Raw genomic sequence first — 24,583 nt, 5'->3', positions numbered from 1 at the left:
CTTCCTTTGTACTCACCCTCTCGGGCTTTCCTCCGGGCTTTCGTTCTTGCGATTCAGACTCTATCAGAGTCTTTCTCGCTTGCTTTCCAGGTCCTTCGCTTTCGCGCTTTCCCTTTCCGGCGGTTCCGACTCTATCAGATCCTTTCGGGCCTGACCCCCAGTCAGCGGGGCTTGTCTTCCGGGCTGTTGGGCCCTTCCGACACCTGAACTCTAGCGGATTTCCCCGGCAACCGATAATCGGGCCTTCGGAAATGAATTCGGGCATGCCGAATTCGTTCCCCGTGGGAGTCCGTGCTGAGTAGGTTGCCGCTACGAGGCGGCGGGATTCGTTGACTCCGGAACCTTCCGGCTCCGGGGCAACTCGGAGAACCTTACGGATCGGCGATGGGCGTGTCAACCCGGGAGGTCAGGGGCCGTCAGGCCCTGGACTGGAGCTCCTCGACGCGGTCCAGGAGGCGGGTGAGCATGTCTCCCAGGACGCCGCGCTCCGCCGTGGAGAGGTCCTGGAGGAGGTCCTCCTCGAAGACCGTGGCCGCGCGCATCGCGTCCAGCCACTTGCTGCGGCCCTCGTCCGTCAGCTCCACGATCACGCGGACCCGGTTCGACTCGTCCCGTTCGCGGGTGACCAGCCCCTCAGCCGTCATGCGGTCGATCCGGTGGGTCATCGCGGCCGGCGTCAGGCCCAGCTGCTTCGCCAGCTCGCTCGGGCCCATCCGGTAGGGCGCCCCGGAGATGACGAGGGCCTTGAGGACCTCCCACTCCGCGTTGCTGATGCCCAGGGCCGCGGTCTGGCGGCCGTACGCGACGTTCATGCGGCGGTTCAGCCGGCTCAGGGCCGAGACCACCTTCTCGACCTGGGGGTCGAGGTCCTGGAACTCGCGCTGGTAGACGGCGATCTGCTCATCGAGGCTCGGCTCTTGGACGGGCGCCGCGCCGTCGGGGGTGTCAGCCATGCCCCGAAGTATCGCATGAACCCGTTGGCATCTAACTCCTTCGATGTGTAGAGTTAAGCATCGAAGTTTAGGTATGAAGTTCTGAAGTCTTCAGTCTTCGGCTCTCAAGGCAGGTGAGAAGTGACCAAGGTGATGGGCGCTGCGATGCGGCGGATCCAGGCCGGCAACGCGCTGACCGCGTTCGGCATCGGTTTCACGGTTCCGTTCCTCTACATCTATGTGGCGCAGGTGCGAGGTCTGGGTTCCATGGCGGCCACGAGCGCGTTCGTGGCCTTCGCCCTGGGTGCTCTCGTCGCGCTGCCCTTCACCGGCCGGGTCATCGACCGGCGTGGTCCGGTCCCCGTGGTCATGGGTGCGGCCGTCGCCGCCTCGGTGGGTGCGCTCTCGCTCGGGCTCTCCACCGGCATCGTGCCGATCCTGCTGTCCGCTCTGGCGCTGGGCGCCGGGCAGGCCGTGATGCAGCCGGCGCTGGCCACGATGATCGTGTGGTGCTCGACGCCGTCGACCCGTACGCGTGCCTTCGCGCTGCAGTTCTTCATGCAGAACCTGGGTCTGGGCATCGGCGGGCTCGTCGGCGGGCAGATCGTCGACGAGAGCCGTCCGGGCAGCTTCACCCTGCTGTTCGGCATCGAGGCCGTGATGTTCCTGGTGCTGGCGGTGGTGATCGCCACTGTGCGGATGCCGCACGTGCAGAACATCAGCGACGCGATGGCCAAGGACGCGGCGCCGGCGGGCGGTGGCTGGAAGCGGCTGCTGCGCCACAAGGCGATGGTGCAGCTGTGCGTGCTGGGCTTCGTGCTGTTCTTCGCCTGCTACGGGCAGTTCGAGTCGGGTCTGGCGGCCTTCGGTACCGAGGCCGCGGGGATCTCCCCCTCGACCCTCGGGTTCGCGCTCGCCGCCAACACGGGTGCGATCGTCGTGGCGCAGTTCGTGGTGCTGAGGCTGGTCGAGAAGCGCCGCCGGTCGCGGGTGATCGCGCTGGTCGGGCTGATCTGGACGGTGGCGTGGCTGATCGCCGGGTTCTCGGGGCTGGGGCACGGCAGCGCGATGATGGCGGCCGCCGCGTTCATCACCACGTACGCGCTCTTCGGCATCGGTGAGGCGATGCTGTCGCCGACGCTGGCGCCGCTGGTGGCCGATCTGGCTCCCGAGGGCTCGGTCGGGCAGTACAACTCTGCCTTCGCCCTGGTCAAGCAGATGGCGCTGGCGCTCGGGCCGCTGGGTGTGCCGCTGGGGGCGGGGATTCCGATGCTCTACATCGGGGTGTTCGTGCTGGTGTCGCTGGGGATCTCGGTGCTGGCGCTGCGGCTGGGCAGGCGGCTGAGCCCGGTGCAGGACAACCCGTCGGTGGTGAGCCGGGTCGTGGCGCAGGGGCCGGCGGTCGCCTCGGAGCGGGCGGAGCGGGTGTCCGCGTAAGAGGGGTGCGGTGAGAACGGTGGGGAGAGCCTCCGGTCCTTCGGGACGGGGGCTCTCCCCTTTTGGTGGTTGCGTTTGGTGGTCGCGCTACTTGTCGGGGAGGGCGAACTCGCACCAGACGGCCTTGCCGCCGCCGGGGGTGCGGCGGGAGCCCCAGGCGGAGGCGATGGTGGCGATGATCGAGATGCCGCGGCCGGTCTCGTCGGCCGGTTCGGCACGGCGGCGGCGCGGGAGGTGGTCGTCCCCGTCGGTGACCTCGACGATCAGGCGGCGGTCGGTGCGGCGCAGGCGCAGCCGCATGGGCGGGGTGCCGTGCTGGAGGGAGTTCGCGACGAGCTCGCTCGCGGCCAGGACTCCGAGGTCGCAGAGCTCGACGGGGAAGCGCCAGGAGCTGAGGACGCCCTGGGCGAAGGCGCGGGCGCGGGGGGCGGCCTCGACGCCGCCGAGGAGTTCGAGGGCGGCGTTGTGGAAGAGCTCGGCGTCCACGCCGGTGCGGGCGGGCTGCTGGAGGACCATCACGGCGACGTCGTCGTCGTGGTCGGCGTCCACGCCGAGGGCGCGCATCAGGCGGTCGCAGATGATCGCGGGGGTGCCCTGGGCGCCGGCGAGGGCGCGTTCCAGGGCGGCGACGCCTTCGTCGATGTCCTCGCCGCGGCGTTCTACCAGGCCGTCCGTGTAGAGGACGGCGGTGGAGCCGGGGCCGAGGGCGATGGTGCCGGAGCTGTGGAGCCAGCCGCCGGTGCCGAGCGGGGGGCCGGTGGGGTCGGCGGCGCGGCGCACGGTGCCGTCCTCGTCGCGGACGAGGATGGGGAGGTGGCCGGCGGAGGCGTAGGCCAGCAGTCCTTCGTTGGGGTCGTGGACGGCGTAGACGCAGGTGGCGATCTGGCTGGCGTCGATCTCGGCGGCGAGGCCGTCGAGGAGCTGGAGGACCTCGTGCGGGGGGAGGTCCAGGCGGGCGTAGGCGCGGACGGCGGTGCGGAGCTGGCCCATGACGGCGGCGGCGCGGACTCCGCGGCCCATGACGTCGCCGATGACGAGGGCGGTGCGGCCGGCGCCGAGGGTGATGACGTCGTACCAGTCGCCGCCGACGGCCGCTTCGGTGCCGCCGGGCTGGTAGGTGGCGGCGACGCGGAGGTCGTCGGGCTGTTCGAGTTCCTGGGGCAGGAGGGAGCGTTGGAGGGTGACGGCGGCTTCGCGCTGGCGGCGTTCGCTGGCGCGGAGGCGGTCGACGGCTTCGGCGTGGTCGGTGACGTCGGCGAGGTGGACGAGGATGCCGGTGTGCTCGGGGTCCGGCTCGCCGTCGGCGCCGGCCTTGGGGAACTCGACGGGGGTGCAGGTGACGGTGTACGAGCTGCCGCCGCCGGGCGCGGTGCGGTTCTTGGCGGTGCGGGGTTTGCCGCTGCGCTGGACTTGGTCGAGGAGTTCGAGGAGGCCGAGCTCGCCGAGTTCGGGGAGGGCTTCGCGGGCGGGGGCGCCCGTGGTGCGGGGGCCGAAGCCGGCGGTGTAGGCGTCGTTGACGTAGGCGACGCGGTGCTCGGGGCCGTGGACGAGGGCGACGAGGGCCGGGAGCAGGCCGAGGACTTCCCTTACGGGGAGCTCGTCGAGGGCGGGCGCGGCGGGGAGCGGTGCCGTGCCTGTGCCGCGGACGGTGGCGTCGGCGGGGCTGCCGTCGGTGGGCGCGGCGGGGTGGGCGGCGGCGCCGCGGGCTGCCGGGACGGAGCCCTCACCGCGTTTGGCCTGGGCCGCGGCGTGCTCGTTCCGGGCGGCGGCGCGGCGCGTGCCGGGGAAGCGGGCGCTCCAGCGCGTGAAGTTCACTGCGTTCAAGCCTCGTGGTGTCGCAAGTGGTCGCGGTGTGTCCTCCCGGTGGTGCCGGGAGGTGCCCCTGGGGTCGGGCGCTGGACGGTGTCGCTCGGGGGTGTCGCTGGACGGTGTCGCTCGGGGGATGTCGCTCTTGGTTGTCACTGTGTGCAGGCGTGAGCCCACCTATGGTCACACGTCCAGTGTGGCCGACGGCACTGACAACGTCAGCCCTGCTTGTCCTGCGGGGGGTCGGGAGTGGGCCTGGGCGGGTGGTGGCGGTGGCCGCCGCCGGCGGCGAGTTCGAATTCTGCCCTGGGGTGTTCGAGGGATCCGAGGGAGACGATCTCGCGCTTGAAGAGGCCCGCGAGGGTCCATTCGGCGAGGACGCGCATTTTGCGGTTGAAGGTGGGGACGCGGCTGAGGTGGTAGGCGCGGTGCATGAACCAGGCGGGGTAGCCCTTGAGCTTGCGGCCGTAGAGCAGGGCGACGCCCTTGTGGAGGCCGAGGGAGGCGACGGAGCCGGCGTACTTGTGGGCGTACTCGGTGAGGAGTTCCCCGCGCAGGGCGGCGACGAGGTTGTCGGAGAGCTGCTTGGCCTGGCGGACGGCGTGCTGGGCGTTGGGGGCGCAGACGGTGCCCGGTTCGGCGGCGGTGATGTCGGGGACGGCGGCGGCGTCGCCGGCGGCCCAGGCGTGTTCGACTCCTTCGACGGTGAGGAAGGAGGTGCAGCTGAGGCGTCCGCGTTCGTTCTTGGGGAGGTCGCTGGCCGCGAGGACGGGGTGGGGTTTGACGCCTGCGGTCCAGACGATGGTGCGGGTGGGGAAGCGGGAGCCGTCGCTGAGGACGGCGACGCGGTTCTCGCAGGATTCGAGGCGGGTCTCGAGGCGGACGTCGATATTGCGGCTGCGCAGTTCACGGACGGTGTAGACGCCCATTTCGGGGCCGACCTCGGGGAGGATCCGGTCGCTGGCCTCGACGAGGACCCATTTCATGTCCTCGGGCTTGACGTTGTGGTAGTAGCGGGCCGCGTATCGGGCCATGTCCTCCAGTTCGCCGAGTGCCTCCACGCCGGCGAAACCGCCGCCGACGAAGACGAAGGTGAGGGCGGCGTCGCGGATTGCGGGGTCGCGGGTGGAGGAGGCGATGTCCATCTGTTCGATGACGTGGTTGCGCAGGCCGATGGCCTCTTCCACGGTCTTGAATCCGATGCCGTAGTCGGCGAGTCCGGGGACGGGGAGGGTGCGGGAGACGGAGCCGGGGGCGAGGACGAGTTCGTCGTATTCGATCTCGATGCCGCCGGAGCCCTCCTCGGCGGTGGCGAGGGTGGTGACGGTCGCGGTGCGCTTGGCGTGGTCGATGCTCCGGGCCTCGCCGATGACGATGCGGCAGCGGTCCAGGACGCGGCGCAGGGGGATCACGACGTGCCGGGGTGAGATCGCGCCGGCGGCGGCTTCCGGGAGGAAGGGCTGGTACGTCATGTAGGGCTCGGGGGTCACCACGGTGATCTCGGCTTCGCCGGATCTCAGCTTCCGCTGGAGACCCAGGGCCGTGTACATGCCGACGTAGCCGCCGCCGACGACGAGGATGCGCGTCCGGGGCGGGGTACCGGGGTCGTCGCCCCGGGAGTTAGCAGCCTTCACCATCCCATGACGCATCGTGGCCGGGAGTTTGTCCACAGGCCCGGCAAATTGTGTGACCGGTGGGGGTGGCGGGACCGGCCCGTCAGGAGATCCGGATCACGTTAAAAGTGCGCAGGTCAGGACTCCGGAGGGGGTGATTCCGGGGAGTTGCGGCGGAAAAGTGGCGGTGAATGCTCCGATCGGGCGGTGCTCGGTCGGCGGCTGCCTCTTCTGAATTGACTCTGGCTCAACTATGTTCGTATCTCGTCGAGGATGTAGGACCAGGGCCCTCATGACCGTGGCCCCCCTCGACACGAAGGCGGGGAGTGTCTCCGGGGGGAGACAAGTGATTACCGGGGGATACATATGAACATTTCCGATTTCCATGGCTCTGTCACCGCTCTGTCCGCGGAGACCGGCGGACGCGTGATGGCGGGCTCGACCACCCACGGCGTGGGCCGTTCCACGCCGCTGCGCGTCGACGCCCAGCGCAACCTGGAGCACGTCCTGCGGGCGGCCCGGGAGGTCTTCGGCGAGCTGGGCTACGGGGCTCCGATGGAGGACGTGGCACGGCGCGCGCGGGTCGGCGTCGGGACCGTCTACCGGCGGTTCCCCAGCAAGGACGTGCTGGTCCGGCGGATAGCCGAGGAGGAGACCGCCCGGCTGACCGAGCAGGCCAAGTCCGCCCTGGGCCAGGAGGAGGAGCCGTGGCAGGCGCTGTCGCGCTTCCTGCGCACCTCCGTGGCCTCCGGCGCGGGCCGGCTGCTGCCGCCGCAGGTGCTGCGGGTCGGCGCGGCCGCCGAGGACGAGGCGGACGAGGCCGCGGCCCGGGTGCCGCAGCAGCGCCAGGCCGCCGCGGGCGGTCCGGCGGAGCTGCGCGTGGTGGGAGCGCGGACCACGCTCGATGACGAGCCCTCGGAGGACGCCGGAGCGGGCGCCCTGCTGGAGGTCGTCGGCCGGCTGGTGGACCGGGCCCGGGAGGCCGGTGAGCTGCGGACCGATGTCACGGTGGCCGATGTGCTGCTGGTGATAGCGACCGCCGCGCCCGCGCTGCCGGACCCGGCGCAGCAGGCCGCGGCTTCGGCCCGGCTGCTGGAGATCCTGCTCGAAGGACTGCGTTCCCGGTCGGCGTGAGCCGTCGCCCCGGCCCTGCCGGGGCGTGGAGCCGTGGCACCGGGCCGAGCCGTAGGCGGGCCGGCCCCCGCAGGGGTGGGGGCCGGTTCGTCAACGGGGGCCCTCGAACGGCAGGTCGCTCGAAGGGGTGAGGAGCGGTCCGGCGATTCGCCGGATTGTCCCCGGATGGGTGGATGCCGCCGAGAGGGCCCCGGGGTGCCATCGCCGTGTGACAGGCTGGATCGGTGTACCGGTTCGAGTGTGTCGTGCGGAGGCTTCCGCGATGAGCGTTGACGGGCGGGACGAGTCCCTCGGTGGCGTCGGTGGCACCGGCGCCGAGGTCGGGGCGGGCAGCCTGCCCGCCCGCCAGGTCCCGGCCCAGCGCGAACGTGGCGGCAGGCACGCCGCATCCGGCACACCGGGTACCGAACTCCCTCCTTCCGACGGCGACTTGATCGCCCGGATGCGGGGCGGTGACGACGGGGCGTACGAGGAGCTGTTCCGTCGGCACGCCGACGCGGTACGGCGCTACGCGCGGACCTGCTGCCGGGACGGGCACACCGCCGACGACCTGACCGCCGAGGTGTTCGCGCGGACGCTGCAGGCGGTGCGGGGCGGGGCCGGGCCGGACCAGTCGGTGCGGGCCTATCTCCTGACCACCGTGCGGCGGGTCGCCGCGGCCTGGGCGAAGACCACCCGGCGGGAACATCTGGTCGAGGACTTCGCGGTGTTCGCGGAGCAGGCGGCCGCGGGCGCGGAGAGCGCCGGCGGGCTGTCCGGCGACGACACCCTCGAACTGGGCGCCGATGTCCGGGCGATGCGCGAAGCCGAGCGGTCGCTGGCGATGCAGGCCTTCCGGAGCCTGCCCGAGCGGTGGCAGGCCGTGCTGTGGCACACCACCGTCGAGGAGGCCTCGCCGAGCGCGATCGCCCCGCTGTTCGGGCTGAGCGCCAACGCGACGGCGGTGCTGGCCAGCCGGGCCCGGGAGGGCCTCAAGCAGGCCTACCTCCAGGCCCATGTGAGTTCCGCTCTCAGCTCGGGCGGCGACTGCGCGCGGTACGCGGACCGGCTGGGCGCATACGCCCGGGGCGGGCTGCGGATGCGGGCGGAGCGGGGGCTGCGCAAGCACCTGGAGGAGTGCGCCAAGTGCCGGCTGGCCGCCGGGGAGCTGAAGGACGTCAACGCGGGCATTCCCGCGCTGCTGCCGGTCGCGGTCATCGGGTGGTTCGCCGCCGGGTACGCCGCGAAGGCGGCCGGGGTGGTGGCCGGCGGGGCCGTCGCCGCCGGGGGTGCGGGCGCTGCCGCCGCGGCGGCGGGAGGGTCGTCGGCCGGGGCCGGGGCCGCCGGTGCGGGGGCTGCCGGTGGGGCCGGTGCCGGGGCCGGTGGGGCCGGGGGGGCCGGGGGGGCCGTGGTTTCGGAGGGGCTGGGGTTGCCGGCCAAGGCCGCCATCGCCGCCGGGATAGCGGTCGCCGCCGCTGCCGGGGTGGTGTTCGCGCTGACCGGGGACGAGCCCGAGCCGCAGGCCGGGCCCGCGCCCGGGGTGGTGGCGCCGGTGGCGCCCGAGGTGCCCGCGCCGTCCGCGTCCGCCGCGCCGGAGTCGGTGCCGCCGGGGGCTCCGGCGCCGGCGGCGCGGGGGTCGGTGCCGCCCCGGCGCAGCGCGGTGCCGTCGGCTCCCGCGTCCTCGGCGCCGGCTGCGACGGCCGCGCCGCCGTCCGCTCCGGTGAGCCCGCGGCCGAAGCCCTCCCCGACTCCGTCGCCGTCGCCCACGCGGGCCCGGCCGACGACACCGCCGCCGGTGCCCGTGCCGCAGCCGCCGCAGGGGTTCCCGCTCGCCGGGCTCGGGCACTCCGCGGTCGGGCCCCACACCGGTCCCGAGCTGGAGACCTGGCGCAGCAGCTGGGTGTGGCAGCGGTGGGGGCTGATGGTGGGCGGGCAGCGGTTCGGGCAGGGGATCACCGTGCACTCCCGCTCCACGGTGGAGATCACCCTCAACCGGCAGTGCACGGGCTTCTCTGCGCGGGCCGGGGTGGACGGGCTGTCGATGCTGACCGACGGGACGGTGCGGTTCTCCGTCTACGGCGACGGGCAGCGGCTGTGGCGTTCGGGCGCCCTCGGGTACGACGACGCCCCGGTGCCGGTGCAGGTGCCGCTGGCCGGGCGTTCGACGCTGCGGCTGGTGGTGGAGCAGGCCGGGCAGGGGCACCTGCCGACCCTGGCCAGCTGGGCCGACGCGGTGATCAGCTGCCGCTGAGGCCGAGCAGGGAGACGACCTCCGTCGGGGTCAGGGGCCGGCCCTCGGCCTCCGCCCTGGCCTGGCCGGCCGCCCCGAGGGCGGCGAGGGTGCGTTCCGGGAGCCCCTCCAGGGCGGCCTCCTCCGGGACCGAGCGCGGCTGGCCCGCGCGCCAGGCGGAGGCCGCCGCGAGGACTCGTACGCTCTCCTCGGGACGGCCGGTGTCGGCGAGGAACAGTGACGCCGTCTCGGCGATGCCGGCCAGGACGCGTTCCGCGCAGTGTGCGGCCACCGCTTCGGCGAGGGCCGGGCGGATCCCGGCCAGGCCCGCCTCCGGGCCGCTCTCGCGGGCGTCGAGGACGGCCTCGACCAGGGCCACCCCCGCGACGAACTGGGCGGGCACGGTGACGCGTCCGGCCGCGGTGCGGGCGGCGTCGCACTCGGCGCGGGCCCGGACGAGGTCCCCGCGCCGCAGGGCGAGCATCGCGGACAGGAACCGGGCGAAGGCGGCCACGTCGTACACCCCGCCGTGCTCGTCGGCCTCGCGGTCGGACTCCGCCAGGAGCTCCTCCGCCGTGGCGTAGTCCCCCGCGCAGTACGCGGTCTCCGCGATGCGGGCGATCGCGAACGGCGCCTCGATGCTGGCGCCGACCTCCCGGGCCAGGCGCAGGCACTCCTCGTACTCGGTGCGGGCGGCCGCGTACTGGCCGCGCGAGAGCGCCGCCTCCCCGGCGGCGCTGGCCACCTGGGCGCGGATCCAGCGGTCGCCGGCGCGCCGGGCGATCCCGTGGAGCTCGGCGAGGTCGGCGTCCACGGTGGTGAGCCCGCCGGTCATGTCGATGGCCAGGTGCGCGCGCATCAGCAGGGGGACGGCGAGTTCCCACTCACCGCCGTGACGGCGGCAGTTGTCGATCGACGCGTCGATGCTGTCGTGGAAGCCGGCCTCGTCGCCGGTGAGGAAGCAGATCGCGGGCCAGAGCATGCCGGGGAACCGGATGGCCTCCGCGGAGCCCTGGCTGAAGGCCTTCTTGATGCGGACGGCGAGCTCCGCCTGCTCGGGCGTGCGGAACCGCTCCGCACCGCTGCTCTCGGTGAGCAGGAACATGTGGAGCATCCGCAGCCGCATGTGGGGCCAGTACGGCGCGGAGTCCTCGGCCGGCTCCGCGGGGATCCGGGCGAGGATGCGGGCGGTCCACTCGGCGCCCTCGGCCCGGTAGTCGCGCAGCCACCAGAACCAGCCGAGGGCCAGGGCGATCCGCTGAGCGCTCTCCGTCCCCGCCGGGTCCCCGCCGGTCGTCGTCCGGAGCGCGGCGCGGAAGTTGTCGAGCTCGGTCTCGACGCGGCGGATCCAGGGCAGCTGGTCGGCGGAGCGCAGCAGCGGCTCGGCGCGCTCGGCGAGCGCGAGGTAGTGCGCGGCGTGCCGGCGGGAGGTGGCCCGGACGTCGTCCGGGTCGGCGGCGAGGCGCTCGGCGGCGTACTCGTGGATGGTCTCCAGGAGCCGGTAGCGCATGCCGTCGGGGTCCGGTTCGGCACCGACGAGGGACTTGTCGACGAGGGCCGCCATGGTGTCGGCGACGTCGGCGCGGGTCGCGTCGTCGGCGCAGACGGCCTCGGCGGCCTCCAGGTCGCAGCCGCCGGCGAAGACGGACAGGCGGGCGAGGACGGTGCGCTCGGCGGTGTCGAGGAGGTCCCAGGACCAGTCGACGACGGCGCGCAGGGTCTGCTGGCGGGGCAGGAGGGTGCGGGCGCCGCCGGTCAGGAGGCGGAAGCGGTCGTCGAGGCGGTCGGCGATCTGGCGCGGGGTGAGCAGCCGCAGCCGGGCGGCGGCCAGCTCGATGGCGAGGGGCAGGCCGTCGAGGCGGGCGCAGATCTCGGCGACGGCGTCCGGGTCGTCGCCGGGGCCGAAGCCGGGGCGGGCGGCGGCCGCGCGGTCGGCGAAGAGGCGGTGCGCGGGGCCGGGCGGCAGCGGTTCGAGGGGGCGCAGGAACTCGCCGGGCACGCCGAGGGGCTCGCGGCTGGTGGCCAGGATCCGGACGCCGGGGCAGTGGGTGAGGAGGCGTTCGGCGAGGTCGGCGGCGGCACCGATGACGTGCTCGCAGTTGTCGAGGACGAGGAGCAGGCGGCGGTGCGCGCAGTGTTCGAGGAGGGCGGCGGTGGGGTCGTCGTCGGCGGGGGTTTTCTCGCGGGCGACGAGGCTGTTCTCGCGCAGGCCGAGGGCGCTGAGGACGGCGCCGGGGACGGCGGCGGGGTGGTCGAGGCGGGCGAGTTCGACGATCCAGCCGGAGTCGGGGCGGGCGGCGGCCGCGTGCTCGGCGAGGCGGGTCTTGCCGGAGCCGCCGGGGCCGGTGAGGGTGACGAGGCGCACCCGGTCCAGGTCGGCGGCGAGGGCGGCGAGTTCGGGCTCGCGGCCGACGAAGGAGGTCAGGCGGGGACGGATGTTCCCGCGGGGCTGCGGTGGCTGCGGCGGCTGATGCGGCGGGGTCGGGGGCGGGGGCCGGAGCAGCTCCGCGTGCAGGGCGCGCAGTTCGGGTCCGGGGTCGGCGCCGAGGCCTTCGGCGAGGTCGCGGCGGGTGCGCTCGTAGGCGGCGAGGGCGTCGGCGGAGCGCCCCGCGGCGCGCAGGGCGCGGAGCTGCTGGGCGCGCAGTGGTTCGTCGTACGGATGCTCCCGGATCAGCGCCTCGATCTCCGGCAGGAGTGCGGCGGGGGCGGTGGCGCCGCTGCGCAGGCCGGCCTCGACGCGGTCCCGCTGGGCGCCGGAGCGGCGGGCCTCGGCGGCGGCGGCGTACGCGGTGCGGGCGGGCTCGGGGAGGTCGGCGAGGGCGGGTCCGCGCCACAGGGCGAGGGCCTCGCGGAGGGTGGTGGCTGCGGTGGCGGGGTCGGTGGCCAGCTGCTCGGCGCCGAGGGCCGCGAGGCGGGTGAAGCGGTGGAGGTCGACGTCCTCGCGGGCGGCGGTGAGGCGGTAGCCGCCGGCGGGGTCGGTGGTGAGCCGGCCGGGGCCCAGGGCGCGGCGCAGGCGGGACACGAGGGCCTGGAGGGCGGCGGGGGCGTCCTGGGGCGGGTCGTCGCCCCAGACCTCGTCGACCAGGTCGGTGACGGACGCGGCTGCCGGGGAGCCGGCGCGGAGGGCGAGGGCGGTGAGGAGCGCGCGGAGGCGGGGGCCGCCGGGGGTGAGGGGGGCGCCGGAGTCGTCGTGGGCCTGGGTGGGGCCGAGGATTTGGTAGCGCACCGGGCAATTCTGCCTTGCCCCTGCCGGGGGTGGGTGGGGGTTTTCGGCGGGGCCCTGGGGGCCGGGCCGGGGGCCGGATTCGGGCGGGGCCCGGGTTCGGAGCCGGGGCCGGGCGGCGGCGGGTTCGGGGCCGGGGCCGGGCCGGGGCCGGGGCCGGGCGGCGGCGGGTTCGGGGCCGGGGCCGGGCGGCGGCGGGTGCCGCTGCGCGGGGCTGGGTCCCCTACCCGCCCTTCGCCCGTTCCCCGGGCTGCGCCCGGACCCCCTGGGGGCTCCGCCCCCAGACCCCCGCGCCTCAAACGCCGGCGGGGCTGAGATGGCCGGCGAGGCTGGAGGGTGCCGGCGAAGCTGAGATGGCCGGCGGGGCTGGGGGGGTGGTGTCGGTCAGCGGCCTGCTGGGAGGGCTCGGGGGGGTAGGCGGGGGAGGGGGGTGTCCAGGGGCGGGACCGCGCGGCGGCGGGGGGTGGAGGTGCCGGTCCAGCAGGTGCCGCGGCGGGCCAGGAGGCGGCGGAGCCACAGCTCCATCGAGACGAGTTCCGCGAGCCCGTCGAGCGGCACCGGCCGCCCCTCGGCGGCGCCGATCAGGGCCTGTTGCACCACCCGGGCGTCGACGAGGCCCGCGTCCGCGAGGAGCGGCGCCGCGAAGAGGGCCAGCAGGGAGGTGAGGGCGGCCCGCAGCCCCAGGCGGGTGGCGGTCTCGTTCGGGGTGTGGGCCGTGGCGCCCCAGCCGGGCGGGAGTTCCCGCACCCCGGCGGAGGCCAGGACGCTGCGCAGGATCTCGGCGCGGGCCCCGGGCTGTACGCGCAGGGACTCCGGCAGGGCGCGCGCGGCCCGTACGACCTGGTTGTCGAGGAACGGCGCGTGCAGGCGCTGGCTGCGGACCTCCACGGCCTGCTCGAAGACCCGGTGGTCGGCGGCGTGCCGGGCCAGCAGGGCGCGGGCGCGGGCCTCGCCGGGGCGCAGCGAGAGCGGTGGGCGTCCGGCGGCGGCGCGCAGCCGGATCGATACTTCCGCGAGGGCTTCGCCGGTGAGCCAGCCCGCGGCGGGGCCGGGGCGGGACCAGGTGAGGGCGGCGAGCGAGGCGTCGACCGGCCCCGAGGCGGCGGCGACGGCCGCACCGCCCTCGCGGAGCCGGGCCGCGGCGGCCTCCATGCCCGCGCGGTACGGCGTACGGGCGAGGCGGCGGGCGGCCGAGTAGACGGAGAAGGGGACGAGCAGCGGGTCGGCGGGCGCGGAGCGGGCGAGGGCGGCGACGGGGCGCAGCAGGTGCCGGCGGCGGCGGTCGAGGAGGAGGTCGGCCATGCGGGCGGGGTGCGCGTCGAGGACGCGGCGGGCTCCGTGTCCGGTGAAGTGGTCGGCGGAGCCGGCGGCGAGGCGGCGGCGTTCGCGGGCGGCGGAGACGAGGGAGGGGCCGGGTTCGTCGGTGAGGGGGCCGTCGAGTTCCGCGTAGGGGAGCGCTTCCTCGGCGGCGGCCACGACGACGTGGTGGAGTCGGGGGTCGGCAGCGAGGGCGTGGGCGCGTTCGAGTTCGCCCTCGCGGCCCTGCGGGGTGGCGAGGTCGTTGAAGGTGACGGCGAGGAGCCGTGAGCCGGAGCCCTGGAGGGTGCCGGGGGCGCCGGGCAGGCCCGCTGCGAGGAGGGCGAGGGTCGCGGAGGCGGTGCCGCCGGAGAGGTCGGCGCCGACGCCCGGTGCGGGGGCGCCGCGGGCCGCGCGCCGGTCGGCGGGGCCCATTCCGGGCACGGGTCCGGGGTCGGGGAGCAGGGTCTCGGGGGCATGCCGCGGTGCCGTGAGCCGGGCGCGCACCGCGGCGGTCAACGCTTCCCGTACGCCCTCCACGGCCCGTTCGGGGTCGGCTTCGGGGGCGGCGACGGCGAGGGAGGCCACCTGTTCGTAGCCGGTGATCTCGCGGGAGCCCTCGCGCAGGATCAGGGCGTGGCCGGGCGGGATGCGCCGGACGCCCTCGTAGGGTGTGCCGTCGCCCAGTGCCTCGGGGCTGTCGGGGCAGGCGAGGAGGGCGGCGAGGTGGCCGACGTCGAGCTGTGCCTCGATGAGGTCGGCGAGCGGGAGCGCGGCGGTGGCGTAGGCGGTGCCGCCGGCCCAGGGGGTGTAGAAGACGGGCCGGGCGCCCGCGAGGTCGCCGAGGACGGTGATGCGGCGTCCGGCCTGGACGACGGCGGTGTAGCTGCCGGGCCATTCGGTGAGGTGGCGCAGGGCGCCGCCGCGGGCGGCGTAGAGGGCGCGGCGCAGTTCGGCGTCGGTGGCGCCGCAGCAGCCGAGGACGGCGAGGCGGGTGAAGGGGTCCGCGGGGTCGGCGGTGAGGGTGCGGATCTCGTCCGGGCGCCAGTCGCCGACGGCCCAGAGGGGGTCGGGGTCGCCCCACAGGAGCTGGGCGCCGACGGGGTGGACGGTGCGTTCGGCGTCCTGGGCGGCGGGGTCGTCGGCGTACGCGGCGTCGGCGATGCCGCCGTGCTGCGGCGGCTGGGGGTGGGGCGGGCGGCCGTACGGGGATCCGTGTCCGTCGGGGCCGCGGCCGTCGGCGCCGTATGCGCTGGAGCCGTTGGAGCCGCTGTAGCCGTTGTGCCCGCCGGAGCCGTTGTGCCCGTTGGAGCCGTTGTGCCCGTTGGAGCTGTCGTATCCGCTGGAGCCGTTGTATCCGTTGGAGCCGTGGCGGCCGGAGCCGTAGGGGTCCGACGCGCCACCGGGGCCGGACGGGACCCTCCCCGCCGTGCCGAAGCTCGCGGCGATACTGCTCCACCCGACCAACCAGCGCACCGCCGCCTCCCCCAGCCCGTGGGCAAATGACCGGGGCAACGGACGGCCGGGACGGCACGGACGGTGTACGTCGGCGTGCGTCGGCGCTCGGAGGGCGCGGCCGGCGGGACCCCGGGTGGCTCGGGGTCCATGCTGCCACGAGAAGGGCGTGCGAGAGTGGCTTCGGGGGGCGCACATGTAAACGAACACGCCCCGGCCACACGGTATTTGGCGTTCCGTTCCCACCGCCCCATAGGTCGGTTTCGGCCATTCTTCGGCCGTACTGAGGGCCGGCGGGGGCCCTCGCGCAGGGAGCCCGGGGAGGCCGCGGGGCGCGGTCCGGGAGGCGTCTCCCACCTCCCGGACCGTTCCGCCACCCGCGGGGATTGAGGCAGCGGCATCCCCCGGCCCACCGGATCCACGCGGCGGGCCGACCCACGCACCGCACATCGAATCGCCGGGCCCCGGCAGCGGCCAGAGCGCACGGGCGGGCGCACGGCCACACGGCCGGAGCACGAGCTGACACGTGCGCCCGGGGCACAACCCCCCGGGCCGACTGTGCATACGGACAACAATCCCGCCATACGGAAGTCGGGGCCTTAACGCTTGGGAGGCGGGGAACTACGCTGGGTTTACGAAATGCCGGGCGCCTATGCCCCGGCGGCGTCTGCGTTCCGCGTGTGACGAGGGGTGGCGCATGTCCAGGGAGCTCCGCGAGCCCAACGAGAAGCTCGGCGCCGTCCTCGCCCTGGCGGGCATCAGCAACGCCGGGCTGGCCCGGCGGGTCAACGACCTGGGCGCGCAGCGCGGTCTGACGCTCCGGTACGACAAGACGTCGGTGGCGCGGTGGGTGTCCAAGGGGATGGTGCCGCAGGGCGCCGCCCCGCACCTGATCGCCGCCGCCATCGGGGCGAAGCTGGGCCGGCCCGTGCCGCTGCACGAGATCGGGCTGGCGGACGCCGATCCGGCGCCGGAGGTCGGGCTGGCCTTCCCGCGCGACATCGGGGCGGCGGTGCGTTCGGCGACCGACCTGTACCGGCTGGACCTCGCCGGGCGGCGCGGTGGTGGCGGGATCTGGCAGTCGCTCGCGGGGTCGTTCTCGGTGTCGGCGTACGCGACGCCCGCCTCGCGGTGGCTGATATCTCCGGCCGACAGCTCGGTGGCCCGCGAACCGGGCCCGGCCGGCGACCCGGGCTCCGCCGCCCAGGAGGCACCCGCGTCCGCACCCGCACCCGCACCCGCACCGACGGCCGCCTCGGCTTCGGCTCTGGCTCCCACTGCCGTTCCCGGGCGGGTTTCCACCCCCGCCGCCCCGCTGCGGCGGACGCCGGAAACCCCCGCGCAGGGCCTTGTGCCCGCGCAGTCCGGGCCCGAAACCGCACCGCCGACCGTCGCGTCCGTCGCCGCCGCCCCCGCCGTGCGACCCCTCCCGGACGCCTCCCCGCAGCGCGTGGGCCACAGCGACGTGGCGAAGCTGCGGGAGGCCGCCGAGGACGCGCGCCGCTGGGACTCCAAGTACGGCGGCGGGGACTGGCGTTCGTCGATGGTGCCCGAGTGCCTGCGGGTGGACGCGGCGCCGCTGCTGCTCGGCTCCTACACCGACGAGGTGGGGCGCGCCCTGTTCGGGGCTACCGCCGAACTGACCAGGCTGGCCGGCTGGATGGCCTTCGACACCGGCCAGCAGGAGGCCGCGCAGCGCTACTACATCCAGGCGCTGCGCCTGGCCCGGGCGGCCGCCGACGTCCCGCTGGGCGGGTACGTGCTGGCCTCGATGTCCCTCCAGGCGACCTACCGGGACTTCCCCGACGAGGGCGTGGACCTCGCGCAGGCCGCCGTCGAACGCAACCGCGGCCTCGCCACCGCCCGCACGATGAGCTTCTTCCGCCTGGTCGAGGCGCGGGCCCACGCCAAGGCGGGCGACTCGGCGGCCGCCGGGGCGGCGCTGCGGGCGTCGGAGGGCTGGCTGGAGCGCTCTCGGGAGGGCGACCCCGACCCGACATGGCTGGGTTTCTACTCGTACGACCGTTTCGCGGCGGATGCGGCGGAGTGCTACCGGGACCTCAAACTCCCGCGCCAGGTGCGCCGCTTCACGGAGCAGGCACTGTCGCGCCCCACGGAGGAGTACGTTCGCTCGCACGGGCTGCGGCTGGTGGTGAGCGCGGTCGCCGAGCTGGAGTCGGGCAACCTGGACGCGGCGTGCGCGGCGGGCACCCGTGCCGTGGAGGTCGCGGGCCGGATCTCCTCGGCACGGACGACCGAGTACGTACGTGACCTGCTGCACAGGCTCGAACCGTACGGGGACGAACCGAGGGTCGCGGAGCTGCGCGAGCGCGCCCGGCCGCTTCTGGTGGCCCCCGCGTAGCCCGGTTGTCGGTGGTGGGGTGCAGTATGCAGGGGTGGGAGGTGTCAGCGTGGATTGCGACGTGCTGGTGATCGGTGGCGGGATCGTCGGCTTGTCGACAGCCCATGCCCTGTCACGGCTGGCCCCGGGCACCCGGGTGACCGTACTGGAGAAGGAGTCCGCCCCGGCCCGGCACCAGACGGGCCGCAACAGCGGTGTGATCCACAGCGGGATCTACTACCGCCCGGGATCGCTCAAGGCGCGCTTCGCGGTGGCGGGGGCCGCCGAGATGGTCAAGTTCTGTGCGGAGCACGGCATCCCGCACGAGGTGACGGGCAAGCTGATCGTCGCCACCGAGCGGTCGGAGCTGCCGCGGCTGCACTCCCTCGTCCAGCGCGGCCGGGAGAACGGCATCCCGGTGCGCGAGCTGGGGCCGGCCCAGATCACGGAGTACGAGCCGCACGTCCGGGGCCTCGCCGCGATCCACGTCGGCACCACCGGGATCGTGGACTACGGGCAGGTCGCGGCGCGGCTCGCCGAGGACTCCGGGGCGGAGGTCGTCTACGGCGCCGAGGCCGACCTGATCTCCCGCCGGCCCTCGGCGGTGGCGGTCCGCACCACCTCGGGGCGGGTGTTCCGCGCCCGCGTCCTGGTGAACTGCGCGGGGCTCCAGTGCGACCGGGTGGCCCGCCTGGCCGGTGACGACCCGGGCATGCGGATCATCCCCTTCCGGGGCGAGTACCACGACCTGGCCCGCCCGGACCTGGTCCGGGGCCTGGTCTACCCGGTACCCGACCCGGCGTTCCCCTTCCTCGGCGTGCACCTGACCCGCGGCATCGGCGGCGGGGTCCACGTCGGCCCGAACGCCGTCCCGGCCCTGGCCCGCGAGGGCTACGGCTGGGGCACGGTCCGCCCGCGGGACATCGCCACGGAACTGGCCTGGCCGGGATCCTGGCGGATGGCCGGGCGGCACTGGCGGTACGGGGCCGGGGAGATCCACCGCTCGCTGTCGAAGCGGGCCTTCACCGAGGCCGTACGCCGCCTGCTGCCGGCCGTCACCGAGGCGGACCTCACTCCGGCGGCGGCCGGGGTGCGGGCGCAGGCGGTGCTGCGGGACGGCACCCTCGTCGACGACTTCCTCATCCGCGAGGCGCCGCGCACGGTGCACGTCCTGAACGCCCCGTCGCCGGCGGCGACCGCGTCGCTGCCGATCGGCCGCGAGATCGCCGGGCGGGCGCTGGCGCAGCTTTCCTGAACGCGCCGCGCGCCTGTTTTCGACGCGCCGCTCGCGCGGTGCGGCGCCGGGGCGCCTTACCGGCTTCGCGCCGCTGCGCCGGGGCGGCGTGGCCGGGGCCACGCCCGCCCGGCGGCACGCGCCGCTGCCCCGCCCGGCCAGGGCTGCGGCGGCACCCGACGTAGAATCTCGGCATTGTGTCTGAGCCCCTGAATCCCCAGCCCGGCCTCCCCGATTCCCCGCCGGAGGCGTACACGCCGCCCAAGTGGCGCACCGAGCCGCGGTTCCCCGACGGTCCCGCGCCCGACCCCGCCGGTTCGCACCACGAGCGCCGGATCCGCAGCTTCCAGCCGCGCCGCAGCCGGGTGACCACCGGCCAGGGTGAGGCGCTGAAGCGGCTGTGGGGTACCTGGGGCCTGGACATCGACGGCCGTGAGGTCATCGACCTGGAGAAGCTCTTCGACGGGCTCCCCGTCGTCCTGGAGATCGGCTTCGGCATGGGCGAGGCGACCGCCCAGATGGCCGCCGCCGACCCCGCCACCGGCATCCTCGCCGCCGACGTGCACACCCCGGGCCAGGGCAACCTGCTCGCGCTCGCCGAGCGCGGCGGGATGACCAACGTCCGCGTGGCGAACGGTGACGCGATCATCCTGCTCCGCGAGATGCTCCCGCCTGCCTCCCTCGCCGGGATGCGCGTGTACTTCCCGGACCCGTGGCCCAAGGCCCGCCACCACAAGCGGCGGCTGATCCAGCCCGAGTTCCTGGACCTGGCCGCCACCCGCCTGGCGCCCGGGGCCGTGCTGCACTGCGCGACCGACTGGGAGGACTACGCCGAGCAGATGCTCGAAGTCCTCACCGCTCACCCGGAGTTCGTGAACACCCAGGCCGACGGCGGCTACGCGCCGCGGCCCGAGTTCCGCCCGCTCACCCGGTTCGAGGGGCAGGGCCTGGACAAGGGCCACGTCGTCCACGACCTCCTCTTCGCCCGCCGCGGCACCGAGAAGATCGAACCGGCAGTCGAACCTGACTCCAAGAACTGACAAACGTCACTCGGAGTGTCCGACCCGCTCGCTAGGGTCATCATGTGTACCGAGCGCTCTCCCGTGTGCTCGCACGCCCATCGGGCACGGCCCGCATGTGCGTGCTCGGCGCGCTGCTCACCGCCACCGGGGCCGTGATCCTGGAGCTCGTGCGGGAGCAGACCGGCACGGCCGGGTTCTTCGTGGGTCTGGGCCTGGCCCTGCTGCCGGTGCCGCCGCTGATGGCGGCGTTCCGGTGGCTCGGCCGGGCCGCGCCGGGCCCCTGGCGGCAGTTGCTGTTCTGCTTCGGCTGGGGGGCCTGCACCGCGGCGCTGATCGCGATACTGGCCAACAGCTTCGCCACGGAGTGGATGGCCGCGGCCTCCACGGACCCGTCCGCCGCCGACCGGCTCGGCTCGGTCGCGGTCGCCCCGGTGGTGGAGGAGACCGCGAAGGCCGCGGCGCTGCTCCTCGTGTTCGTCTTCCGAAGACGGCGGCTGACCGGCGCCGCCGACGGGATCGTGCTCGCCGGGTTCACCGCCACCGGCTTCGCCTTCACCGAGAACATCCTCTACCTGGGCAACGCCTTCGAGGAGGACCTGGCCAACGGCACCCCGGTGCTGGACTCCGTGACGGCGGCGACGTTCTTCGTGCGGGTGGTGCTCTCCCCGTTCGCGCACCCGCTCTTCACCGTGCTCACCGGCCTCGGCTTCGGCGCGGCCGCGCTCACCGACCGCCGTGCGCGCAGGACCGGCCTGCCCCTGCTGGGCCTGGGCCTCGCCATGGGCGCCCACGCGCTGTGGAACGGCTCCTCGCACTTCGGTGAGTACGGTTTCTACCTGGTCTACGGCTGCGTGATGGTCCCGGCGTTCGGGCTGCTGCTGTGGCTGGCCGTGCGGGTCCGGCGCGAGCGCCTGCGGGCCGTCGCCGCCGAGCTGTCGGTGTACGCCGCCGCGGGCTGGCTCGGTCCGGCGGAGGTGCCGGCCCTGGCTTCGATGCCGGCCCGGTCGCTGGCCCGCGCCCTGGCCCGCCGCAGCGGAGGCCGCCCCGCCGCCCGCGCGGTGTCCCGGTACGCGGCGGACGCCGCCGCCCTCGCCCTGCTGCGCCGGCACGCCCGGCGGTCGGGCCCGGGCGGCCGGGACCCGGAATTCGCCGAGCGGGAGCGCGAGTTGCTGCACCGGCTCTGGCACCGCCGGGCGACGGCCGCGCCCGCGCTGGCCCGGGCGGCCGTACTGGAGGAGCTGCTGCCCGCTCCGCACCGGCTCCCGCAGGCCGCGGCCCCGGCGCCCGCGCGGGTCTTCGTACCGGTGGCCAGGACTCCGGAGCTGTCACCCTCTCCCGGCTAGGCCGGGTGCGTCAGACGTCGAGGCCCTTCGAGCCCAGCCACGCCAGCGGGTCGACCGTCGAACCGCCCTTGCGCACTTCGAGGTGGAGGTGGGCGCCGGTGACGTTGCCGGTCGCGCCGACCCGGCCGATGGTCTCGCCGGCCCCGACGGAGCCGGAGGTCACGGACATCGAGGAGAGGTGGCAGTACCAGATCTCGGTGCCGTCGTCGAGCTTGAGCACGATCCGGTAGCCGTAGGCCCCGGACCAGCCGGCGGAGATGACCTTTCCGCTGCCCACGGCCTTGACGGGGGTGCCGGTCGGGGCGGCGAAGTCGAGGCCGGTGTGGTAGCCGGAGGACCACATGGAGCCGGCGACCCCGTAGTGGGAGGTGAGGGTGTAGGAGGAGGTCGGCAGGGACCAGCTGCCCGCCGACTGCGAACCGGAGCCCGAACCCGAGCCGGAGCCGGTGGCCGCCTTGGTGGCGGTCTGCTCGGCGGCGGCCTTCTCCGCGGCTTCCTTCTCGGCGGCGGCGGCCTGCTCGGCGGCTGCGCGGGCCGTCTCGGCCTCCTTGTCGGCCGCTTCCTTCTGGGCCTTGGCCTCCTGGGCGGCGGCCTCGCGCGCGGTCCGCTCGGCGTCGGCGCGGGCCTGGGCCTGGTCGGCGTCCTGCTGGGACTCGGCCTGGAGGAGGATCCGGTTGAGCAGCGCCTCGCCGGCGTCGCCGCCCTGCTGCGGCACCGCGGCGGTCTCCGCTCCGCCCGCGACGCCTGTGCCGGTGCCGGAGTCGGCCGCGGCGGCGGTCCGTACGGCGTCGGCGCCGCTGTCGGAGTGGCCGTCCCCGCCGCCGAGTAGGTCGGGCATGGATATGGAGACCTGGGGCCGGTCCTGCGCGGTGGCGATGCCGCCCGCGCCGACCGCCGCGATCACGCCGACGCCGAGCACGGTCGAGCTGCGGGCGAGTCCGCCGCGCGCCTTGAGGACGCGGTGCTTGCCGCGGACCGGGCGCGCGGAGTCCTCCGTGGGATTCCACTCGCCCCACGCTCCGGCGGTGGGCGTCTCCTGGACGTCGATGCCGTCAGGGGCAGGCGAGTTGGAGGCCACCGGGGCACACTCCTCATGGGCGAGAACGCACACGGGTGCCGTCGTTGCGACGGCTGGGACGACCGCGCTGCGTTATCGAACGGTAATCTACGCGGGGGAATGATTCCAAGCCGAAGCGACTGATCGTTAACACCAATCGGCCACGCCCCGAACGGCTTTGGCCTCCACATTCGCCCCACGGGGCAACAACTCGGGCAATTCTCCCGCCTCACCCCCATCACTTCAGCCACACAGGCCAAATGACGCACTGTCAAGCCCATTGCGCAGGGCATCCTTTCAGCCACGCAAGGTGACAGGTCCCGGTGCCGGTGCCGGTGTCGTTCACGGCTCGTCGCGGCGCACCACCGGAACGGTCCTCCTGCGCTCCGGCTGCCCCTCCCCCGCCCGCCCCACCGCGAGCAGCGCCATGTCGTCGGTCGTGCCGCCGCCGGTGTGCCGCCGCACATCGCCGCTGAGCGCGCCCAGCAGCTCGTCCGGCCCCGGGAAGACCCGCCCCCGCAGCCGGGCCGCCGGATCGTAGAAGGTGCCCGCCCCGTCCCGCGCCTCGGTCAGCCCGTCGGTGTACAGGAGCAGCGTGCTGCCCGCCGGGAAGGGCCACTCCTGCGGCCGGGACGCCCCGTCGGCCGCCAGCTCGCCCAGGCCCAGCGGCAGCGCCGGCTCGACCGGGGCCAGGACCGCCAGGCCGCCGTCCGCGTACAGCAGCAGCGGCTCGGGGTGGCCCCGGTTCAGCAGCCGCAGCCGCTCGGCGCCGGGCGGGATCTCCCCGAGCACGCACGTCGTGAACCCCTCCACCGCGTCCAGGCTGCCCCGCCGCGTCCCCTCCCGGGCCAGGGCCCGCTCCAGGCGCCGCGCGAGGCCCTCCAGGGTCGGTTCGGTATCCGCCGCCTCCCGGAAGGCCCCCAGCACCACCGCGACGGCCTCCACGGCCCCCAGCCCCTTGCCGCGCACGTCGCCCACCGCCAGCCGCACGCCGTACGGGGTGTCCTGGACGGCGTAGAGGTCCCCGCCGATGAAGGCGTCGGCCTGCGCGGCCTCGTACCGGGCGCAGACGTGCAGCCCCGCGATCCGCTCGGCCGGGGTGGGCAGCACGGCCCGCTGCGCGGCCTCGGCGATCCCGCGCGCCGAGGCGAGCCGCTCGCCGCTGCGCCGCACGACGCGGTTGATCAGCAGGGCCAGCCCGGAGACGGTCAGCACCGTCGCCAGCTCGGTCAGCGCCTCCACCTTCCAGCTGGTGCCGTTGTGGACGTGCAGGCCCACGACCACGAGCGAGGCGGCGATCCCGGTCAGCGCGGTCGCCCGGAGGGTGAACAGGGGCGCCGCGATCAGCGGGGCCGCGGTGAAGAAGGGGGATCCGGTGAAGCTCGGCGGGGTGGCGAGGTCGAAGACCGTCCCCAGCACGATCAGCAGCACCGGCAGCGCCCGCACCACCCGCCGGGCGGCGCCGTCCGCACTGCCGTCCTTGCCCTGCCGGCCCAGCCCCACCACGCTGCTCTCCTGCCGCCCGGTCGCGCCCCGCCCCTCCAGGCTCGCGGCAGCCGCCCCCGCGCGGCGAGCGGACCGGTCCGAAGGAGTGACCCCGCGCCCCGGGAACACGACGAAGGCCCGGTTCCAAGAGGAACCGGGCCTTCGTTCTGAGTAGCGGGGACAGGATTTGAACCTGCGACCTCTGGGTTATGAGCCCAGCGAGCTACCGAGCTGCTCCACCCCGCGTCGGTGAACCCAACTCTACGTCATCCGGGGGACAGCTCCCGCCAATTAAGCCGCCCACAGCCCTCAAAAGCGTCATCACCGCAGGTCAGAGCGCATTTAACTGTTCCATCCCGGTGTCCCGGGCAGCGGACCGGGGCCCGGCCCGCGGGCCTTGGGGCGGGATCAGGCCACCGGCCGGCCCCGGAACGACGGAGCGCCCCGTCCGAAGAAGTCGGACGGGGCGCTCGGCGCAGGTCCCGGGGAGGATTCCCCGCCCTGCGAGCGGTAGGCCATGTCGGACTCGAACCGACAACCAACGGATTAAAAGTCCGCTGCTCTGCCAATTGAGCTAATGGCCCTCCAGGTGCTCACCCCAGAGCATAGCCGGAGAGGGGCTGCGGACCGATCGGGTATCGCCGGGTGTGGCTCCGGCGGTTTCCCGCCATCCGGTGCGGGTGGGGCGAAACGGCCGGAAATGGGCTCGGCCCCCACCGCACCGGAGTGCTGTGGGGGCCGAGTCCTCGTCAGGTGGCGCTCAGGCGTCAGCCGTTGCGCTTCCAGCGGGGCTTGTCGTCGCGGCGGAAGCCGCCACGCTCGCCACCGCGGTCGTCGCGGTTGAAACCGCCCGACGGACGGTCGTCGCGGCGGAAGCCGCCGGAGGGACGGTCGTCGCGGCGGAAGCCGCCACGGTCGCCACCGCGGTCGTCACGGTTGAAACCACCCGACGGACGGTCATCGCGACGGAAGCCACCACCACGGTTGTCATCACGA

General features: G+C 74.8%; 14 protein-coding genes, 2 tRNA genes and 1 pseudogene. 7 read left to right on the top strand and 10 right to left on the bottom strand.

Going from position 1 to position 24,583, the window contains the following annotated elements; translation table 11 throughout:
* Positions 1-416: 416 nt before the first annotated feature.
* The gene (locus AC07A6_RS07350) at positions 417-953 is read right to left on the bottom strand and encodes a MarR family winged helix-turn-helix transcriptional regulator (RefSeq protein ID WP_362473565.1); all 537 of its coding nucleotides are present in this window, start codon (positions 951-953) and stop codon (positions 417-419) included.
* A 132-nt stretch (positions 954-1,085) separates the two neighbouring features.
* On the opposite strand from AC07A6_RS07350, the gene AC07A6_RS07345 reads away from it, so the two are divergent.
* Positions 1,086-2,369, top strand: a complete 1,284-nt coding sequence (locus AC07A6_RS07345) for an MFS transporter (RefSeq protein ID WP_362473571.1) — start codon at positions 1,086-1,088, stop codon at positions 2,367-2,369.
* Positions 2,370-2,456: 87 nt separating this feature from the next.
* Here the strand turns inward: AC07A6_RS07345 and AC07A6_RS07340 are convergent, their stop codons facing one another.
* Together AC07A6_RS07340 and AC07A6_RS07335 are read right to left on the bottom strand one after the other, a co-directional pair.
* A complete protein-coding gene (locus tag AC07A6_RS07340; RefSeq protein ID WP_362473568.1) occupies positions 2,457-4,184 on the bottom strand; it encodes an ATP-binding SpoIIE family protein phosphatase in 1,728 nt (575 codons plus the stop codon).
* 209 nt (positions 4,185-4,393) lie between these two features.
* Positions 4,394-5,812, bottom strand: a complete 1,419-nt coding sequence (locus AC07A6_RS07335) for an NAD(P)/FAD-dependent oxidoreductase (RefSeq protein WP_478776384.1) — start codon at positions 5,810-5,812, stop codon at positions 4,394-4,396.
* 342 nt (positions 5,813-6,154) lie between these two features.
* Here AC07A6_RS07335 and AC07A6_RS07330 point away from each other — a divergent pair, with 342 nt between their 5' ends.
* Positions 6,155-6,922, top strand: a complete 768-nt coding sequence (locus AC07A6_RS07330; protein WP_478776383.1) for a TetR/AcrR family transcriptional regulator — start codon at positions 6,155-6,157, stop codon at positions 6,920-6,922.
* Between the two features lie 262 nt (positions 6,923-7,184).
* A complete protein-coding gene (locus AC07A6_RS07325) occupies positions 7,185-9,152 on the top strand; it encodes a sigma-70 family RNA polymerase sigma factor (protein WP_478776382.1) in 1,968 nt (655 codons plus the stop codon).
* On the opposite strand, the gene AC07A6_RS07320 is transcribed toward AC07A6_RS07325, so the two are convergent.
* Both AC07A6_RS07320 and AC07A6_RS07315 read right to left on the bottom strand, forming a co-directional pair.
* On the bottom strand, positions 9,139-12,357 hold the full coding sequence (locus tag AC07A6_RS07320; protein ID WP_478776381.1) for an AfsR/SARP family transcriptional regulator: 3,219 nt from the start codon (positions 12,355-12,357) through the stop codon (positions 9,139-9,141). The two genes, AC07A6_RS07325 and AC07A6_RS07320, sit on opposite strands and share 14 nt — an antisense overlap.
* Before the next feature lie 381 nt (positions 12,358-12,738).
* Positions 12,739-15,126: an asparagine synthase-related protein gene (locus AC07A6_RS07315; protein ID WP_478776380.1), complete on the bottom strand. Its 2,388-nt coding sequence runs from the start codon at positions 15,124-15,126 to the stop codon at positions 12,739-12,741.
* Between the two features lie 676 nt (positions 15,127-15,802).
* On the opposite strand from AC07A6_RS07315, the gene AC07A6_RS07310 reads away from it, so the two are divergent.
* From AC07A6_RS07310 to AC07A6_RS07295, 4 genes are all read left to right on the top strand, one after another.
* Positions 15,803-17,467, top strand: coding sequence for a sporulation protein (locus AC07A6_RS07310; RefSeq protein ID WP_478776379.1), 1,665 nt, complete (start codon positions 15,803-15,805; stop codon positions 17,465-17,467).
* Positions 17,468-17,486: 19 nt separating this feature from the next.
* A complete protein-coding gene (gene lhgO / locus AC07A6_RS07305; protein ID WP_478776378.1) occupies positions 17,487-18,701 on the top strand; it encodes an L-2-hydroxyglutarate oxidase in 1,215 nt (404 codons plus the stop codon).
* A 188-nt stretch (positions 18,702-18,889) separates the two neighbouring features.
* The gene (trmB, locus tag AC07A6_RS07300) at positions 18,890-19,720 is read left to right on the top strand and encodes a tRNA (guanosine(46)-N7)-methyltransferase TrmB (protein WP_478776391.1); all 831 of its coding nucleotides are present in this window, start codon (positions 18,890-18,892) and stop codon (positions 19,718-19,720) included.
* A 95-nt stretch (positions 19,721-19,815) separates the two neighbouring features.
* Positions 19,816-21,045 (top strand): PrsW family intramembrane metalloprotease, encoded by a 1,230-nt coding sequence (locus tag AC07A6_RS07295; RefSeq protein ID WP_478776390.1) that lies wholly within the window; start codon positions 19,816-19,818, stop codon positions 21,043-21,045.
* A 10-nt stretch (positions 21,046-21,055) separates the two neighbouring features.
* Here AC07A6_RS07295 and AC07A6_RS07290 read toward each other — a convergent pair whose 3' ends face one another.
* From AC07A6_RS07290 to AC07A6_RS07270, 5 genes and pseudogenes are all read right to left on the bottom strand, one after another.
* A complete protein-coding gene (locus tag AC07A6_RS07290; RefSeq protein ID WP_478776377.1) occupies positions 21,056-22,123 on the bottom strand; it encodes a M23 family metallopeptidase in 1,068 nt (355 codons plus the stop codon).
* 321 nt (positions 22,124-22,444) lie between these two features.
* Positions 22,445-23,647 (bottom strand): PP2C family protein-serine/threonine phosphatase, encoded by a 1,203-nt coding sequence (locus AC07A6_RS07285; RefSeq protein WP_478776389.1) that lies wholly within the window; start codon positions 23,645-23,647, stop codon positions 22,445-22,447.
* A gap of 112 nt (positions 23,648-23,759) precedes the next feature.
* A tRNA-Met gene (locus AC07A6_RS07280) sits at positions 23,760-23,833 on the bottom strand.
* Positions 23,834-24,098: 265 nt separating this feature from the next.
* Positions 24,099-24,171 (bottom strand) — tRNA-Lys (locus AC07A6_RS07275).
* Between the two features lie 183 nt (positions 24,172-24,354).
* A pseudogene (locus tag AC07A6_RS07270) lies at positions 24,355-24,583 on the bottom strand (DEAD/DEAH box helicase); the annotation flags it as partial.

The organism is Streptomyces sp. NPDC044002, assembly GCF_056434525.1.
The sequence above is the reverse complement of the archived record's forward strand: the minus strand, read 5'-3'. Positions and strand labels throughout refer to the sequence as shown.